Origin of the sequence: Microcoleus sp. F10-B2, assembly GCF_036704965.1 — a bacterium.
In the GTDB taxonomy this organism is placed as follows: domain Bacteria; phylum Cyanobacteriota; class Cyanobacteriia; order Cyanobacteriales; family Microcoleaceae; genus Microcoleus.
Genome location: NZ_JAUBTB010000004.1, coordinates 17475 through 34846, shown reverse-complemented (window position 1 = coordinate 34846; position 17372 = coordinate 17475). Strand labels below are relative to the sequence as shown.

Below are 17372 nucleotides of genomic sequence, written 5' to 3'. Positions count from 1 at the left end.
GTATATTCAAGTTCCACGTCAAACTCCATTCAACCTTGACTAAAAGTTTGAATCAACCAGCGATTAATTTCCCCATCATCTTGCGTTTGACTGTGATTCAAAGCTTCCTCAACTAACGCAATTTCTAGCCCTGGTAAGACCCGCGACTCTTGAATTCTCCCGCTACCTCCGCCATTAATCGCAAACGCAAAAACCTCCCGCGTGTTTGCACGTTCAACCCAATATTCACTAATTCCTGCATTTTCGTAAAGCAACCGCTTACTGCCCAAATCATCGTTAAAAGAAGATGCCCCAATTTCAATTACCAAATTAGGCGGATCGTATTCATCCAAATCAACAGGTGAATTGCTGTCATTAGGAGGAACTCTCAAATCTGAACCGATGTAGTAAGCTAGATCGGGTTGAAACTCGCGAATACCTGCTTTCCTAAAACTGGCATTAGCAAATTGAACTACTCGGATATTTCTCAATGTTGCAAACAGAATAACTACATACGGGATGATTGAATTATGACGCGCGTGCAATGGCCCTACTGGTGACATTTCTACCCTCATGTGTTCTTGATAGTAATAAAACTTGCCCTTCTCCCATGCTGAATCCTCAGCAAAATTCAGAAACTCTTCCCATGTCGCTTTCACCCAAATATCCGTTTCCAAAGCTTGCGTAATTGCCGAATTAGAAGACATAATCCACCTCTACAATTTCTGTATATTCAAATTCATTGGGACTGCGCCTAACTAAAGGATAGCGCGTCCCGCCAAGTTCGATCGCATCTTCTTCACAATCAGCTTTCGGAGAATTGTACACCAGCACGTATTCCCTGCCGATGCAACTTTCCATCTCTTGAGCAACTTCTCCGCGCCACTGAGTTTTAGTTACCAAAACTACCAATTGATTCGCCAACTTCGGCAGCTTATTCGCGATTTGCTTGCGATAAATTTCGTCCAAACTGCCAAAGGGAGAATCCATCACAATTGGAAACGTACTGCTATCCGGGCCCATCAAAGTATTTTTTTGACTCCACTCACGTACACCCTCAATAATTCCGCCGATAAACGACAAACTGAGAATTTGATTTTCTCCTGTAGAAGCGGCAACTAAAGATTCTTTACCAGACGTATTTTCTACTAGCGTCAGTTCGTATTTATCGCTCAACTTGGGGATATAAGGAGTAAAAGAAATCTGACTGAAAATATCTTGCACCCGCTTTTCCAACTGAGAACAAAACTGTTTTTCTAAGCGCGATCGCACTTCAGTTAGGCGATCGATCGCATCCTGAGTCGCAGCAATCCGGCGCTGGGCTAATACTTGCCTTTGTTCGTTTAGCTGCTGTTTGTCGATTTGCTTGTCCAAAGCCGACACCTGCACATTCAAACTCTCAATCTGCTGCTGGTTAGAGCCTGTTTCCCGGTGCAAATCGCCAATTTTTGCCTCAATTTCATCCAAGCGCTTTTGCAGGCGGCTGACATCGCCGTCAGGAAAATTCCGCAGCTTGTTGTGAATATCGTCTAGCTGATTTTCCACGCGAGAAAGTTCGGTTCTGTCGCGGCTGATATTGCCTTGTAGTCGGTCAATTTCCTCCCAAAAATCAGTTACTTGCCTATCAATTTCATTTACCCGATCGCTAATCCGAATAGTTGTTTCTTCCACATCGCCAACACCCGCCTTATCAATCCAACCGCTAACCTGTTGGCGAGACTCAGAACCCTCCACTAATTCCGTACCGCAGATACACCGCTGCTGTGCTAACAACTCTTCCAAAAACGGTCGCTGAATCCCCGAAAGCAACGAGCCACCTTCCCGCAAATCCCCGACTATTATTTCAAATTCAGCCGCCGCATTTGATAAAAATACCCCATAACCCCGCATAGATATTGAGCGTTTTAGAGCATCTGTCGCCTGTACAATTTGTTGCTTAAATAAACTTCTTTGCATTTCCAATTCGTCTCGCAACTTTTGTAAATCCGCAGCACCGCTAAGTTCCAACAAGTTACCATTAACTGCTTTTTTTAACTCTCCTTGGTTGGCCAATTCCCGCTCAATTTCTACTTGTCTGTTCGCAAGTTTATCGGCTTCTTGCTCATTTTTTTGCTTGTCTTTTAAAAGTTTCTTCGTTTCAGCATTCCCAATTATATTTAAATCTGTCTCTAGAGATTTTTTCGCTTCTCCTAAATGCCGGATCGATCTATTCAACACTTCCACCCCCAGCAACTCCTTAGTAGCTTCCGCAATTTCTGCCTTCTTGTCATAGCGGACAATTTGCTCGATTCGCTCCCCATCAAAAAAGAAATATTTATGTAAACTTTCCGGCAAAATCCGCCCGATAATATCATCGGGATGCTGATCCGGCTTCAGCCACAGACCGTTATCTTTGGCTACAGTTAGAAACAATTCAGCCTTGCCATGTTCTACAGTATTTTCACTTTTATAAGCACGGCAGATGCGTTTTGCTTGGTAGCGCGTGCTGTCGTGTTCAAACACAATTTCCGCCCAACAACCTACGGCTTTTCCCATTTCAGCCTCAGCCAGAGCGCGCTTGTTTACTAATTGTTCTTCTGCCGCAAAAGCCGCGCTAAATTCTCCGTACAGTACCCACGTAAAGGCATTCATCAATGCCGTTTTTCCTGCGCCGTTATTCCCGTGAATTACTGTAATATTTTGCCGACCCCAAGCTAGTTTAATTTCAGGACTTTTACCGTAAAATTGACGAAAGTTGCACAGAGTAATAGAGATTAACTTCATACAATTGCTTCCTTAATGATTTTTAAAATGTCATCGTTAATGTGGCGGGGAGCTCTCATGTACAACTTATCTTTTTCAATTTCCAATACCCGCTCAATAATTTGACGAACTTCGGGCGGCGCGCTAGTAATAGGTTGCTGTACGTCGCTGAATTCTTGATGAGTTTGATAAGAAGAACGCTTTTCTGCTAAAATGCTTGTCGGTACGGATACGATCGCACTATCTTCATATCTAAATGCCACAATCAGATTTTCATGCAGATTTTCAGTCATTTTTTTTCAAATATTAAAAACTAGCAGCTCAAACTGCGATCGAATAATTCTCTATTCTCAAACATAAACCGAACCTTAATAAATGTCAAATGTCTAATAGCCCGTAACGCCTCTGAAGTTGCAGCAATTTAACTCTAGCTTCCCCAGCATTGTCGGCTAAATCGGCAAATTCCAAGAACCGCTTCAACTCTTTTCGCAGCAAATTGCGCTCGACTTCTAAGGTTTCCCGACCTAAATCTGGAGGCAAAACTATCATGTCAAATAAAGTTGCCCTTTCCTTCCCCGGATGCGGCCGCAAAATCCGTCCCCGGCGCTGAATAAACTGGCGCGGGTTGCTGCTGCTTGCTAAAATTACAGCATTGCGAATTGCCGGAATATCAACGCCTTCATCCAAACAGCGAATCGCCACTAAACCTTGCAATTCTCCACTCTCAAATTGCTGGCGCAATCGTTCTCTTTCTGCTAAAGGAGTTGCCGCCGTATAAGTGTTCACTCGGTAGCCTAATTCTGAACCCAATAACTTCGCGGTTTCTGTTAGTTGGCGGTTGTTATTTCGGCGCGCACTTCCTTCGATCGCACCGTCGCCGCAGTAAAATAAAGTATGGGCTGTGTCGAGACGGTGAATCATTAATTCTCGCAAAGCTGTTAATTTATTAGCCGCTGCCCCAATTAACCGGGCTCGCTGCATTAATAAAGTTGTTAAAGCATCATTTTCTTCTACTTTTTCATCGCCCCAAAGCGCCCAGCCAATTTTTTTAGTTAAGTAGGAGTATTTGCGGGTTTCGGCTTCGGTCAATTCTACTAAAATCGGATAGTATAAATAATGTACTAATGCTTTTTGGCGGATGGCGTCGGCTAAGGTGAGTTCCGGCTGCAAAACTGGGCCGAAATAATCTAAAATAGCTTCGGTTCCTTGTTCGTCGAAATGCCTTTCTGGGGTGGCGGAAAGGGCGAGTCGCAGTCCAATATTGCGCGGCAAACTTTCTCCTAAACGGGGCGCACCTAAGTTGTGAACTTCGTCTCCAATAATCAGGGTTTTTTCGGGGAAATAGCGCAGTTGGGATTGCAAACTATCTCCCATTAAGGTAGCATTGGTAGTGATGATTGTGAGAAATGCTCGCTCGCCAGATCGCACTTCATACAAACCCGCAGCCAGCTTATTCTGCCAACTGCGGGCGCTATCAAAAGCCAAAATAGGTTTTAAACAAAATTTCTCGGATTCCCGCGCCCACTGATTCACCAGGTGGCAGTAAGGGCAAATTACGAGCAGGACTTGCAGGTTAATTTTATTGTATAATTCAGTGGCGATCGCCAGCGCAGTAATCGTCTTGCCGCTACCCGTCGCCATCTTCAGCGTACCGCGTCCCTGATTCGCAAACCAATTAGCAACCGCCACTCGCTGATACTGTCGCAATTGCAGCGATGGCGGCATTTTCGGAAACCCAAATTGCGAATTATTAGCCGTTGAGCGATTCACCTTTAAATGCCGTTAGATGCAAAATTCCCTATACTCAACTTTAACTCACGGGCGATCGAAACTTAACAGCCCAAACAAATCATCCGCCGACAGTTGCAAATCCGACAGCACATCGAGCACAGGTAAAATATCTTCATTCTCCTTAATCTCAGGTTCTTGCTGCGGTTTAAAAACAATTACCAATTCTTCTTCCGGGTCAATCATCCAACCCAATTTAGTGTGATTTTTGAGGCAAAACAGAATCTTATTAATTACGCGACTTGAACTTTGCTCTGGCGATAAAATCTCAATTGTCCAATCCGGAGCAATTTCAAACCTATTTTCAATTTTTCCCTGAGAATTCAGAGGAATCCGCGGCCACTCGAACACTGCTATATCTGGAACAATAGAACGTCCCCCAAAAGTACAGCGCAATTCTGGAAACGCATAAGCTAATTTCTGCGGCTTGCCAACTCGATTAATAACAGATGGAAACTCGAATTGTAACGTGCTGTGTTTTCCTTGGGGCATATCTTTTTGAGAAATTTCACCATCAACATACTCGCTAGCCGGCTTAGTTTCTGGAAGCAGCAGAAACTCTTCCAGAGAAATCTTTGACGGAGACTGAATTGACGTTACCATAAGCCATTAAACCCTCAAAAACTCTTAAAAATTCATATCGCTGTCAGTTTCCCAATCGGCACAACTCTCCGATTCCACACCAGTAGGGTGCATCGCACAAACCAACAAATTTCCCCCGTAAACTTGACCGTGATAGTTGCGACAACCGCGACAAGCCGGCTGCTGCGTCGGCGAAGGGTCTACATAAGTCACCATCGACAAATCTATCTCATCAAACTCCGGGTCGAAGTCGCGGCAAATTTCAATTATCGGTTCGATAAATTCATTAAATAAACCGTCAAATTCATTGAAATAACCGTCAATGTCATTAATCAGATTATTTTGTACTTGTTCAGTAAACTCTTCCGACATTTTTGCCAAAACGTCCAGCATTTCGACAAACTCTTCGCCCATTTCGCTGAAAAAATGCTCTACTTCAGAAACAGCATTTTCCATTACTCCAAAAAAATCTTTAGACCAATCTTCCATGAATTTGAGAGCTTGCTATTACAAAATATTTTACAGACAGGTGGAGCCAGCCTCATGCGAAGCGATCGCACCTACTTTCAATTCTATTACCTATTGCCGGATATCCGGTCAAGTTTAACAAGACAGATCTTCAAAAAGGGAACTCAAGAGTATTATCCTGAGTTCCCTTCCTGCTTTGCTGAGCGAGTTTTTTCCTGCTTAATCCCGCTTCAGACGCCGCAATTCCTCTTGTAAATTCTGCACTTGTTCGCGGAGCTTGTCTACGCCGCCTGTCTCTTTAGCATCTTTTGCCGAGACATCTTCTTCCTCAGAAATAATTTCAATCCGCCGAGGTTCAGCCGGTTTTTGCTCCCGGGCCGATTCTACGGGAGGCTGCTGCTGAGCCTGTTGCACCATGTCATCGACAAAGCGACGAGCTTCTTCCGTGGACATCTCGCCCCGCTTCACCAATTCGTCTGCCAGCTTTTGGGCTTCAGTGCGTAATTCAGTTAACTTGCTGCCAGCTTTTTCACCAGCGTAGGAAGCTAGCCCGACACCAAGGTAAACTGCTTTTTGTAAAATATCTCCGAAACCAGGCATAGGAGCTACACCTCATAAAACTGGGTGAACCGGAGACCACGCCTATTACAAGCATCCCGTGTTGCTGCTACCTTCCGGTCCTGACAAGATTTGGGCGTTGGAATCGCGTGGGTCCAGTTCATTTATGAGTATAACACAGTTATTTATTCTTCAACCACACACCAGTGATAAATTTCATAAATAACGCAACCGTTCTTCACCAGCGGGTCTTCAGCGACGATCGCCTTCGCCTCATCCATCGAACCCGCCTCAAACAGCAACATACCGCCGCCGCGCCGCGCCCAGTAGCCAGTTTTCGCTCGGTGTCCTTTAGAAATCAACTCTCGGACATAAGCTCTGTGAGCTGGCACGTATTGGTCAAAGACAGGCTTTTCGACAATTCCTTGCTCAATTTTGACAAACCAAGGCATTTTTATTTTGGATGTTAGATTTTATATTTTAGATTGGGAATGGGCGATCACCAATGGGATCTAGAGCAAATGCTCTATATTCCATTTTGCACCATCCTTTCTTAACTGCGATGTTATCCGATGAACCAGTCAAAACAGCGATTTTTTATTGCCCTAGTGCCGCCTCCCGATATTGAACAGCACATTACTGAGATTCAACAGTATTTTGCGGAACACTACAACAGCCGCGGTGCTTTGAATTCGCCGCCGCACATCACGCTGCAACCTCCTTTTCACTCGTTAGCGCAGGATGTTCCAACATTAGAGCAAAGTTTGAAGGAGTTTTCGGCAAATCGGCTGTCAATTCCGGTTACTCTATCCGGTTTTGCTGCTTTCGCGCCCCGCGTCATTTACGTTGATGTTGTCAAATCACCCGAATTGCTGGAGATTCACAAAGATTTGATGAGTTATATGGAGGCAAATTTGGGAATTGTCGATCGAGTTTCTCAAAGTCGCCCATTTGTACCGCACATGACAGTAGCCTTTCGCGATTTAACTAAGGAGAATTTTCAAACGGCTTGGTTGGAATTTGCAGGGCGATCGCTCCACTTTGAGTTTACCGCTTCCGCGTTAACTTTACTGCTTCACGACGGCAGCCGGTGGAACATCAGCAACCAATTTCCACTTTCCGTCTAAACTCTCTCCCTTCTCTTTCTTCGCGTCAATAGCGTCTTCGCGGTTCGTTTTACGCAAAAAATATTGTTAGCAAAGCATCATTAATCAACACTTCGGACAGTTTCAGGGCTGACTCGCGGGGGGCGAGAAACCCGGTTTCTACGAGTTTTGCGTCTAGGAACGAGAAATATTCGTAGAAACCGGGTTTCTGAGGTCGCAAGTGCCTCCACAAACCTGATGACTTTAGTCCTCACTACAAATCTGTTTAATAAAGGCAGTCACAGCTTACCGATTAATCTTATTAGGAGTTGCAAGTGCCACAGTTCCGTAAACCGAAATTCCCGACTGTTTCAATATTTTAGTTGCCGACTTAACCGTAGTACCGCTAGTGTAAATATCATCAACTAACAGCACTCGATCGCGCGGGAGCCGGCGGCGAAAATCTTTCCCCAAAATTAAAGCATTTTCCATTTCCGCTTGCCGCTGCTGTGCTGTCAGAGCGAATAAAGGCTGAGTATTTTTCACCCGAGCCAAACCGTGGCGCTGCAAAGGCAAACCAGTCAGCTCGCAAAAACTTTCAGCCAAAAGTTCCGCCTGGTTAAAACCGCGCTCCTTGAGCTTTTCTTGGTGCATGGGAATCGGTACAACTGTTAAATTATCTATAGCTAATTCGGGAAAACTCAACCAAGCTTCGGCCAGCCAGCCGCCGAGAGGTTTGGCTAATTGCGGATTGCCGTCATATTTCAAAGCTGCGATCGCCCGTTTCAGAGCCCCGCCGTACTCACCCCACACAAAAACAGGCTGCTCTGAATGCCAAAATCGACCGGGATCGGCTAACTGAAATCCCTGAAGTTGCTTGTGGCAGTAGGGACAAAACTCTCTGGCGGCTGGTCGCTGACAAAGAGGACAGTTAGACTTAAGAAATAAATTGAGAAAAGATTTGAGTAATCCGGTCCATTGTCGCTTGTTCATCCTAAAATTGTGGTAAGTGATTAATGGGAAAAACTATCAAATTCAATCAGTTTGCAAGAACAGGATCGCAGCGTGAAAAACCTCTACTGGCTAGACAAAATTCAACCTTCAGACCGAGATGCAGTGGGAGAAAAAGCATTTTACTTGAGCTGTTTGCTCCAGAAAAATCATCCCGTTGTACCGGGTTTTGTCGTGCCGGCTAAAACATTTTGGCAGTTTTTAGAGTCGATCGACTGGCTAGAACCGCTGTTTGCTGACTGGCCCCACTCTTCCCTGCATTTGAATGTCGATGAACCCAGACAACTGCAATCGATCGCCCGCAGCATCCGCCACCAAATCCTCGCCGGCAAACTGCCAGATTCACTGCTCTCCACCCTAGAGTCTGCTGTTTGTCAACTAAACTCAAACTCAAACTCCAAAGCCTTAATTTTTCGCCCTTCCCTGACTTCATGGAACCCGAAAACAATCGGAATCCTGCAAGCTCACGCAGTACGGGCAGAACCAGAAGCTATTGGGGCCGGACTCAAACGAGCTTGGGCAGAACTGTTCAGAGCCCGAAGTCTATTTTACTGGCAGCGCTGCGGCCTGAGGATACAGCAAATCAATCCCGCAGTTTTGGTGCAGCCGCTTCAAGGAGCCATCGCCGCAGGCGAGGTGAAAACTAAAGCGGGTGCAGCGTGGGAAATCCAAGCCACCTGCGGTTTGGGATTGTCCCTCGCTAGGGGAGAAACCATCCCCGATTACTATCAAGTACAGCCGGAAACAGGCGCAGTTAAATTCCAGCGGCTCGGTTACAAAACATTAGCCTACAATCTCAAAGTCGGCGACGGACAAGCGAAAAAAAAACCGCAGACAGGGAATTTTGCTGCTGTCAAAATTCCCAATTATCCATTTCTAATTCCTGATTTTCCTGAAAGTTGCGTGGAAGTTTTAGCGCTGGGAGAGGAAGCACAAACTGAATACGTTTTAGAGGCATCGCAACTGCAAAAAATCATTGAATTGAGTAAAAAAGCGATCGCAGAATTTGACTCTGATTTAATCTTGAAGTGGACGATCAACCAGATAGCAAACAGCAGTGAAGCGCAGTTTTATTTTACTCAAGTTCGTCTTTTGAAAGGGGAAAAAGTCGCATCGGTATGGGAAAAGCCGATCGCCCCAGCCAGGACTCCTGCGATCCTCAGAGGTTTGGCTGCCGCATCAGGAAAAGTTGAAGCAATTGCCCAAGTGATGACTAATTCGCACCCAGAAAACGCGGAATTTTTAGCCGGAGGCATTTTGGTAGCCCGGACAATCGAGCCGAATTGGTTGCCTTGGCTGAAAGTTGCTGCTGGGGTAGTTGCCGAACAAGGAGGCATGACAGGCCACGGTGCCATTTTAGCGAGAGAATTGGGGATTCCGGCTGTGGTGGGAGTTGCCGGGGCTACTCGGGCGATCGCCTCGGGCGATTCGGTGTTGGTAGACGGCGATAGCGGAGAAGTTTTTGCCACCGCCCAACAGGATGCGATCGAGACAGGAGACAGTAGCAGACTTGGGGACAGATCGACAAATGCAGATATATACAGTACAGCAGCAAAAATGTCAATAGCCAACCACCAATTTTCAAGCTCAGATCGATCGTCCAATCGCGGGCCTAAATCTCGACGGCCTGAGTCTGGCGAATATGTTTGGTACCCCCCAACGGCGACTCAACTGCTAGTTAATGTCAGCCAAACGAGTTCTATCGACCGCCTCAAAAATCTGCCAATAGACGGCATCGGATTGGTGCGATCGGAATTAATGGCATTGGAAGCGTTGGACTCTCAAAACCCCAAAGTTTGGCTGCAAGAGGGCCGCGAATCGGAATTTGTCTCGCGCATGGCGGATTGCCTCAGTTTATTTGCTGCTGCCGTTTCGCCGCGACCGCTATTTTATCGAGCTCTCGATTTGCGCGAATCAGGTGCCCACGGCAGTTTCAGTTATACCTTTGAACCGGAGTTATTTGATTGGGAACTGTGCGTACTTCAAAAAGTCTGCGAGTCTGGCCACACAAATGTCAATTTAATTTTGCCTTTCGTGCGCTCTGTTGACGAGTTTGTCTACTGCCGCCAGCGCTTAGAAACAATTTGGAAAAAGCGACCTGCGGAGTTTCAACTGTGGATTATGGCGGAAGTTCCTTCCGTGTTATTTTTATTGCCAGATTACGTAAAAGCAGGAGTTCAAGGAATTTCCATCGGCACCAACGATTTAACTCAATTGCTGTTAGGCATTCACCGCAACTCCGAACAGGTAGCAGGTGCTTTTAACGGGCGCGATCGGGCAGTGATGAGGGCGATCGAACAATTAATCCTTGAGGCCCGGGCCGCCGGCATTCCTTGCTCTATCTGCGGCGATGCTCCAGCATTGTATCCCGAGACAGTTGAATCCTTCGTGCGGTGGGGGATTTCGTCTATTTCTGTCAATGTCGATGCCGTAGAACAAACTTGCAGGGCGATCGCCCGCGCCGAACAGCGCCTGCTTCTAGAACTCGCTCGATCGATAATTAACCATTAACCACTCCCGGACGCACTTTACCTCAGAAACCCGGTTGCTACTCTAAATCATACCTTTGGCAAGCAGCAACCCGATCGGAAACCGGGCTGATAGACACCAGTGCGACCAAGACTATTCACAATGACACCAACCAGGTTTCTCATTTATAGCAACTGCTCAGACGGTTATACTATTTGAGATTTTAGAGTAAATAATTGAAGAATTGGAAAAGACTGATGGCAGCCAGGGTTTAGAACACCGGTCTACAGTTGCATTCTTTTTGTAAACTGGTATTATAACTTTCTTAATTGTTGAAAGTCTTGCTTTCATTGTCGAAGGCATTCTTGCTTCTACCGAACGCTATATATCGCGCTTAGCCCTGATTTTTCCTACCAACCGGGTTTCGGAACCTAAGTTCTAAATTAAAAACATCTGATTTTCAAGCTAGGATAGAAATATCATTAACACTTGACCCGGAGGTACAAACAGTGAAATCCAAAATTATTGCAACCGCAGCAATACTTGCCGCCCTCGGCTGTCTGCATCCCCACCCAGCATTGTCTCAACCTGCAACTGACGGCGGGACAAAACCCGGATTCTGGCAACCTCAAGCGCAGGTTGACAATACTCGCAACATTACCCTCAGACTCTTAAATGAAACAGGATTAAACCTAGAATACGGTCAATCAGGTGCCAGCTTGTCATCCTTGCCCGTCGGAGTCTCCAAAAATATCACTGTTCGCATCAGCAATCGCACCGGCGACATTGCCAATATTCCGATTAATGCCACAGGAGGAAGCACAAGTTTGAAATACGACTATAACGTTGACTCGCAGAAAAATATTGTGACGATTCGCATCACCAGATCGGACGACCGCACTAGGCAAGACCGGTCAGTTTATATTGATGAAAAAGGACGAGTTTACTCTTTCTAAGGCTGACGCCGATCGACCCGGTTTCTCCTCATAAATTTTGGTTTTAGCGGTGAGGTATCCAGGAAGAAATCGGGTTTCTAAACTCCCGTGCGTCAATTTTGGCTGTCTCAAAAAGTACGATCGAGTGCAGCCCATTCAGGGTCGATGTTTTTGTGCAGCGGATTTGACATTGCATCCCCAAAATCAACTGCTGCTAGAAATTCGGTGCTGGTTGCGCACTGGCGCATCAGGTGGGTTCCGAGAGGATGTCAACCGCCGCATCGCGGACTAATATTCGCCGTTCCTCTTGATACCTGCGCCTCGATAGCCCTCTTCTTTCGGTTTAGCTTTGTTCACTCGCAAGGGGCGTCCCATCCACTCTGCACCGTCTAATTCGGCAATTGCAGCGTCTTCTTGGGCATCCTCCATCATCTCAACAAATGCAAAACCGCGCATCCGACCGGTTTCCCTGTCGGTAGGCAAGACAACTCGCTTGACTGTGCCGTGTTCTGCAAATACTGCTTTCAGGTCTTCTTCGGTGGCGCGGTAAGACAGATTTCCAATGTAGATAGTCATGTCGATCGAACTAAACTTGTTGTGCTATACATAATAACCTGTTCATTTTACTGTCAAGTGCTATCTTGCTTGCAACCGGGCAATCGAATCTGACTAAAAGGGTTTGCCACACTGACAAACCCTTTGTAGTGACTTCAATAGTTAGTGCTTTTCCTTAGTCGATCGAGATTGACTGAGGCCCTGTGCTTTTACCGTTGGTGGGTTCGGCTGGGGGAGTAGTGTAGGAAGTTGAACCGGCTTGCGAGTCGATCCAGCTTTTAACGGGATCTTCGTGAAGGTTGAGTCGAAGCAGGCCAGATAAAAATCCGCCCGCGAAGGCGATGGGCTGTTGGATCAATTCTTTGGTCATTGGGATGAGTTCGTCGAGAAACATTCAAGAGTCTCCTTGTGTTGCAGGGGTTCTACCTTAACTGTACCGTTTGTACTGCGATGCTGGCAGCGACCTAAAAAAAACCTTCCAGCGCTGAAGATGCGCGATCGGCTAATTTGCCCGCTATTGACCTACAATGCTAATCAATTTGCTGGAAAATTTTTATGTGCCGTTTGCTTGGCTACCTCGGGGAGCCGATTTTACTTGATGCTATTCTGTACAAGCCGGAACATTCCCTAATTGTGCAGAGTTACCAGCCCCGCGAAATGACTTCTGGCCTACTCAATGCTGACGGTTTTGGTATTGGTTGGTATCACCCGCACTTAGATACTGACCCGTTTACCTATAAAAATGTACAGCCAATTTGGAGCGACATTAACCTTCCGAGTATTAGTCGATACGTTGAATCAGGATGCGCGATGGGATATGTTCGCAGTGCAACTTCAGGACAAGCTGTAGATTTGAGCAACTGTCAGCCGTTTCAGAAAGATCGCCTGCTGTTTGTACACAACGGCTTCGTGAAGAATTTTCGGCAAACTCTTTACAGACCAATTCGCGATCGACTCAGCGATACCCTTTATCAATCAATTAACGGTACTACAGATTCTGAGCATATCTTCGCCTTGTTTGTCAATGAATTGACAGCCGGAAATCTGACTCTAGAAGCTGCTTTGCAAAAGTCGCTGAAAACTTTGGCAGAGCTAGCAAACTTTCACCAAGTAGAATTTTCAGCTAATATAATTATCAGCGACGGACACCAGCTCGTTGCCTCTCGCTTTGCTTCCCAAAAAACCCCTCCTTCCCTCTATTGGCTGCGGGACGATTTAAATTTCCCGAATTCTGTCATCATTGCTTCTGAACCTTTATTTGCTGGCAATTGGCACTCCTGCCCAGTCCAGAGCATTATCAGTACCGGAGTAGAGCGTGATCTCGAAATCTATCCAATCTTGTAGAGAGGCAATTTATCGCGATTTGCAGCAGTGTCGCAGCGGCACTTTCAAGCTATTTGCAGACATCGACTACGATACTTTTTGCCGTCAAGCTCATCCTGATTTCAGTCCAGTTGGCTGGCACTTAGGTCACATTGCTTATACTGAGGATTTGTGGCTGTTGCAGCGGTGTGCGGGGTTGAAGCGAGTCTTTCCTGAGTATCACCAACTGTTTGCTGCTGATATTTTGCCGAAAAAACAACGGGTTTTTTTGCCGACGTTACCTGAAGTTGAATTATATCTGGACGCCGTGAGAAAACAGGTGTTAGATTATTTGGAAGTAGCGCCGATCGACGAGCAAGAACGTCTGTGGCGGTTTATTATTCAGCACGAAAGCCAGCACTGTGAAACTGTTGCTTTCGTGTTGCAAATGCACAGGAAGAAGGAAGGAAGGCACGACACGGATTTGGACACGGATACACGGATTAATTATCCACAAGAGGGAAGAAGGCAGAGGGAAGAAGGAAGGCACGACACGGATTTGGAGACGGATACACGGATTAATTATAATTATCCACAAGGGGGAAGAAGGAAGAAAGAAGAAGGAATATTAATTTCCGATGCCCAATTCCCGATGCCCGATTTCCAATGCCCGATTCCCAATTCAGCGATTGAAATTCCGGGCGGGGAATTTTACATGGGAAGCGATGCTGCTGAGGCTTTGGATAACGAGCGATCGCGCCACCTGTGTTATTTAGAAGCATACTCGATCGATCGCTATCCCGTCACTTGCCGTCAATACCGAGATTTCATGGAATCCGGCGGCTATCAAAACCCTGATTGGTGGTCAGCGGACGGCTGGAAATGGCTGCAAGTCGAAGCCGTCTCTCGACCGCTTTACTGGTCAGAAAATCCAGCTTTCAACAACCATCCAGTTTGCGGTGTCAGTTGGTACGAAGCCGAAGCTTACTGCAACTTTATCGGCAAGCGTTTGCCATCGGAAGCCGAATGGGAAAAAGCTGCGAGTTGGGATGCCGCAAATCAAACATATCGCATCTATCCTTGGGGAGAAGAACCGCCAAACGGCAGCCTGTGCAATCACGGCAATAATATTGCCAATACCTCACCAGTTGATGCCTTTGGCAAAGGAGCAAGTGCGGCAGGCTGCTATGATATGTTGGGCAATGTTTGGGAATGGACTGGTTCAACTTTTGATGCCTATCCGGGATTTGAAAGTTATCCTTACAGGGGATATTCTCAAGTTTATTTTGATGGAGAACACCGGGTTTTGAAAGGCGGCAGTTGGGCGACTTTTCCGCAGGCACTGCGATCGACCTTTCGGAATTGGTATTATCCGGGCGTGCGGCAAATTATTGCTGGTTTTCGCTGCGCTAAGTAGTTGGCTAGGTAATTAGAATTACTATCAAATTTGTTCATAGTGAAAAATTTATTCATCGGACTTGGCCGATAACAAATTCCTTAATACTTGCATTATTAAGCTTATTTTACGAACATCAGATAAATGGCTGGAGAGGGAATTGGGGAAAAAATTTGTTTGCGAAATGCTCAACTTTTTTCCATGTGACAAGCTCAAAGAAAACAAGTTTGGTTAAGTATTCAATAATTATTGTGGATAAATTTTAAGTTTTAATTGTGGATGCGATCGCCATCCGGTGAGACAATAGAGAACCGAGATCGGCATGGAAAATCTCACTGGAACGCGATCTTTGGCAACGCGACTGCGTGCTATGCCCATATGTGCATCTAAAAATTACTTTATGAAATCCCCAAGACTTTCCGACACGGCAAACTTAGGCTCAACCAAAGAAAAGCGACTGCACTTAGAGCGACTCGTGAGCGCTGCAGCACCGACACCTGCTGAAATCAATGCTGGCAGCGATGCAGTTAGGGGGTTGACTCAAAACCCCAAATCCCTGCCTCCAAAGTATTTCTACGACGATCGCGGCTCAAACCTGTTCGAGTTGATTTGCCAGTTGCCGGAATACTACCTGACACGCACTGAGACGGCGATTTTGCAGGAGTGCGCGGGGGCGATCGCCAATTTAACGGGCCCCTGCGAAATTGTAGAACTCGGCAGCGGCAGTTCCACCAAAACTCGGATTCTCCTCGATGCTTACAGTCAACTGGAATATCCCCTGCACTATTTGCCGATCGACATCAGTCCCACTATCCTAGAAAGCAGCGCTTGTCAACTGTTGGCAGATTATCCGTCGCTCCAGATTCACGGACTTGTCAGCACTTACGAATTAGCCTTAGCTAAAATTGCACCGTCGCCGTTGCCAACCCGAATGATTTGCTTTCTCGGCAGTACCCTCGGCAATCTCAACGCTCGAGAATGCGATGTATTCTTCTCGCAAATTGTCGGTGCATTGCAGCCGGGAGAGTATTTTTTGCTGGGAATTGACTTGGACAAATCTAAGGATATTTTAGAGCCTGCATACGATGACAGTCAAGGAGTAACGGCAGCATTTAACTTGAATATGCTGCGGCATTTAAACCGAAAATATGAGGGAAATTTTGATTTGACACAGTTCGAGCATTGGGCTTTTTACAATCAAGAGGAATGTCAAATTGAAATGCACTTAAAAAGTAAAAAAGCGCAAACAGTGCAGTTGCGCGCTCTCAATTTAACGGTTGAATTTGCAGCGGGAGAAACTATCCGCAGCGAAATATCGCGCAAGTTTAATCTCAATACTGTAAAGGAAGAACTTTCGCAGCGCGGTTTAATGCCGGTGCAAGTTTGGACAGATCCAAATCAGTGGTTTGGCTTGATGCTTTGTCAGATTTCAACTGTTAATCAATGAGTTCTTCAGATATTACCCACAGTCATGACACGGCAGTGCCGTGTCCCTAAAAATTGGGCAATGGTTACATCGAATTGGGCGATGGCGGGCGATACCTCGCCGGTGCTACGACGTTTTGGGGTAGGGACACGGCACTGCCGTGTCCTCAATTTCTGTGCTGTCAATGGTTCTGAATTCAGCATATCCTGTTAGCAATTACCAATTCCCAATTACCAATTAACAAATCGGCCGCTGTCCGGGTTTGACAGCGTGAATGTACTCGCTGCCCGAAGCCGGCCATCCCCGCTTGTAATAAGCTTCCTCCGGCTTCCCCCAGCCCAACTGCAACAAAATTTCCATAAAATCCAACTTTTCCCACTTCGAGAGACTTGCCCATTCTGTGCGCTGGGCTAGAGACTCTACATCAACCTGCTGGATATATCGAAAATCCTTCCCGCTGTTAATGCTTAAATACAAATCCATCCCGGCAGTTACCTGCTGCCAGAATTCCAACATAGCAATCTTAGCTGCCTTCAACGTAATCAAATCAACCGGTAGAGCTATTAATTCGTCATCCACTGCCGGATAGCGTAGAGTATTGCCTTTAACCGCCATTTCCCGCCAGACAATCCCAGAAACTTGATGTTCCCGCTGGTATTCGTGCACGGCAGCCTTAAAATTTTGATAGGCAGTGAACTTCTGAACTCCCTCAGATTTGAGAAAGCGGTCAATCACGGGGTTGCCTGTAGCAGGAGTTTCAGTCAAATTTAGACGCCGCCCATGCAAGCAGGCTTGGCGCTCTTCTTCGAGGATTTTAATGAGTTCCACCGTGCTGTAGACCTTGGCCATCTTTATTCAGGCAAAATCAATAGATTTACTGGTCGGGCTGGTTTTTTCGGCTAATTTTCAGTAAAAATTGTTTGTTTTTTGAGCAATATCACTTTGCCGGGAGCATCTCATATTTGTAAAAATACTTCTTTTGGCTCCTTCCTTCTTCCTCTTTCCTTCTTCCTTCTTCCTCCTGCCTCCTGCCTCAAAACTCCAATTTCTAGCTTGGCTGCAAAACTGAGATGCTC

At 46.1% G+C, this 17372-nt stretch carries 18 protein-coding genes and 1 other RNA gene; 6 read left to right on the top strand and 13 right to left on the bottom strand.

The window, feature by feature from the left end; all coding sequences use genetic code 11:
• Positions 1-29 precede the first annotated feature (29 nt).
• From QUA99_RS02525 to QUA99_RS02485, 9 genes are all read right to left on the bottom strand, one after another.
• Positions 30-686 carry a Uma2 family endonuclease gene (locus QUA99_RS02525; protein ID WP_333239531.1) on the bottom strand — a complete coding sequence of 219 codons (657 nt, stop codon included), beginning with the start codon at positions 684-686 and terminating at the stop codon, positions 30-32.
• The gene (locus tag QUA99_RS02520) at positions 676-2742 is read right to left on the bottom strand and encodes an AAA family ATPase (protein ID WP_333239529.1); all 2067 of its coding nucleotides are present in this window, start codon (positions 2740-2742) and stop codon (positions 676-678) included. Before QUA99_RS02520 ends, QUA99_RS02525 begins: the two co-directional genes overlap by 11 nt.
• Positions 2739-3014 carry a hypothetical protein gene (locus QUA99_RS02515; RefSeq protein WP_333239527.1) on the bottom strand — a complete coding sequence of 92 codons (276 nt, stop codon included), beginning with the start codon at positions 3012-3014 and terminating at the stop codon, positions 2739-2741. Before QUA99_RS02515 ends, QUA99_RS02520 begins: the two co-directional genes overlap by 4 nt.
• A gap of 85 nt (positions 3015-3099) precedes the next feature.
• Positions 3100-4446, bottom strand: coding sequence for a DNA phosphorothioation system restriction enzyme (locus QUA99_RS02510; RefSeq protein ID WP_333239569.1), 1347 nt, complete (start codon positions 4444-4446; stop codon positions 3100-3102).
• A 90-nt stretch (positions 4447-4536) separates the two neighbouring features.
• Positions 4537-5112: a Uma2 family endonuclease gene (locus tag QUA99_RS02505; RefSeq protein ID WP_333239525.1), complete on the bottom strand. Its 576-nt coding sequence runs from the start codon at positions 5110-5112 to the stop codon at positions 4537-4539.
• A 24-nt stretch (positions 5113-5136) separates the two neighbouring features.
• Positions 5137-5580, bottom strand: coding sequence for a hypothetical protein (locus QUA99_RS02500; protein ID WP_333122939.1), 444 nt, complete (start codon positions 5578-5580; stop codon positions 5137-5139).
• 198 nt (positions 5581-5778) lie between these two features.
• Positions 5779-6159 carry a phasin-related domain-containing protein gene (locus QUA99_RS02495; protein WP_333239522.1) on the bottom strand — a complete coding sequence of 127 codons (381 nt, stop codon included), beginning with the start codon at positions 6157-6159 and terminating at the stop codon, positions 5779-5781.
• Between the two features lie 23 nt (positions 6160-6182).
• Positions 6183-6279, bottom strand: an RNA gene (gene ffs, locus QUA99_RS02490) — signal recognition particle sRNA small type.
• 23 nt (positions 6280-6302) lie between these two features.
• The gene (locus QUA99_RS02485) at positions 6303-6569 is read right to left on the bottom strand and encodes a YciI family protein (RefSeq protein ID WP_015179070.1); all 267 of its coding nucleotides are present in this window, start codon (positions 6567-6569) and stop codon (positions 6303-6305) included.
• A 120-nt stretch (positions 6570-6689) separates the two neighbouring features.
• On the opposite strand from QUA99_RS02485, the gene QUA99_RS02480 reads away from it, so the two are divergent.
• Positions 6690-7244 (top strand): 2'-5' RNA ligase family protein, encoded by a 555-nt coding sequence (locus QUA99_RS02480; RefSeq protein WP_333239520.1) that lies wholly within the window; start codon positions 6690-6692, stop codon positions 7242-7244.
• Between the two features lie 264 nt (positions 7245-7508).
• Here QUA99_RS02480 and QUA99_RS02475 read toward each other — a convergent pair whose 3' ends face one another.
• On the bottom strand, positions 7509-8195 hold the full coding sequence (locus QUA99_RS02475; RefSeq protein WP_333239518.1) for a ComF family protein: 687 nt from the start codon (positions 8193-8195) through the stop codon (positions 7509-7511).
• Positions 8196-8246: 51 nt separating this feature from the next.
• On the opposite strand from QUA99_RS02475, the gene QUA99_RS02470 reads away from it, so the two are divergent.
• Together QUA99_RS02470 and QUA99_RS02465 are read left to right on the top strand one after the other, a co-directional pair.
• Positions 8247-10724 carry a putative PEP-binding protein gene (locus QUA99_RS02470; RefSeq protein ID WP_333239516.1) on the top strand — a complete coding sequence of 826 codons (2478 nt, stop codon included), beginning with the start codon at positions 8247-8249 and terminating at the stop codon, positions 10722-10724.
• A 467-nt stretch (positions 10725-11191) separates the two neighbouring features.
• Complete coding sequence (locus QUA99_RS02465; protein ID WP_333239514.1) at positions 11192-11638, top strand: hypothetical protein; 447 nt, start codon at positions 11192-11194, stop codon at positions 11636-11638.
• Between the two features lie 267 nt (positions 11639-11905).
• Here QUA99_RS02465 and QUA99_RS02460 read toward each other — a convergent pair whose 3' ends face one another.
• Both QUA99_RS02460 and QUA99_RS02455 read right to left on the bottom strand, forming a co-directional pair.
• Positions 11906-12193 carry an RNA-binding protein gene (locus QUA99_RS02460; protein ID WP_333239512.1) on the bottom strand — a complete coding sequence of 96 codons (288 nt, stop codon included), beginning with the start codon at positions 12191-12193 and terminating at the stop codon, positions 11906-11908.
• Between the two features lie 154 nt (positions 12194-12347).
• Complete coding sequence (locus tag QUA99_RS02455) at positions 12348-12566, bottom strand: hypothetical protein (RefSeq protein ID WP_333239510.1); 219 nt, start codon at positions 12564-12566, stop codon at positions 12348-12350.
• Between the two features lie 161 nt (positions 12567-12727).
• On the opposite strand from QUA99_RS02455, the gene egtC reads away from it, so the two are divergent.
• The 3 genes from egtC (at position 12728) to egtD (ending at position 16317) form a co-directional block, all read left to right on the top strand.
• Entirely contained in the window at positions 12728-13516 is a 789-nt protein-coding gene (egtC, locus tag QUA99_RS02450) for an ergothioneine biosynthesis protein EgtC (RefSeq protein ID WP_333239508.1), read from the top strand.
• Positions 13488-14891 (top strand): ergothioneine biosynthesis protein EgtB, encoded by a 1404-nt coding sequence (locus QUA99_RS02445; protein WP_333239506.1) that lies wholly within the window; start codon positions 13488-13490, stop codon positions 14889-14891. The genes egtC and QUA99_RS02445 overlap by 29 nt, the downstream gene beginning before the upstream one ends.
• Positions 14892-15270: 379 nt before the next feature.
• Positions 15271-16317, top strand: a complete 1047-nt coding sequence (egtD, locus tag QUA99_RS02440) for an L-histidine N(alpha)-methyltransferase (RefSeq protein ID WP_333239504.1) — start codon at positions 15271-15273, stop codon at positions 16315-16317.
• 216 nt (positions 16318-16533) lie between these two features.
• On the opposite strand, the gene QUA99_RS02435 is transcribed toward egtD, so the two are convergent.
• Complete coding sequence (locus tag QUA99_RS02435) at positions 16534-17145, bottom strand: hypothetical protein (RefSeq protein ID WP_333239502.1); 612 nt, start codon at positions 17143-17145, stop codon at positions 16534-16536.
• Between the last annotated feature and the right edge of the window lie 227 nt (positions 17146-17372).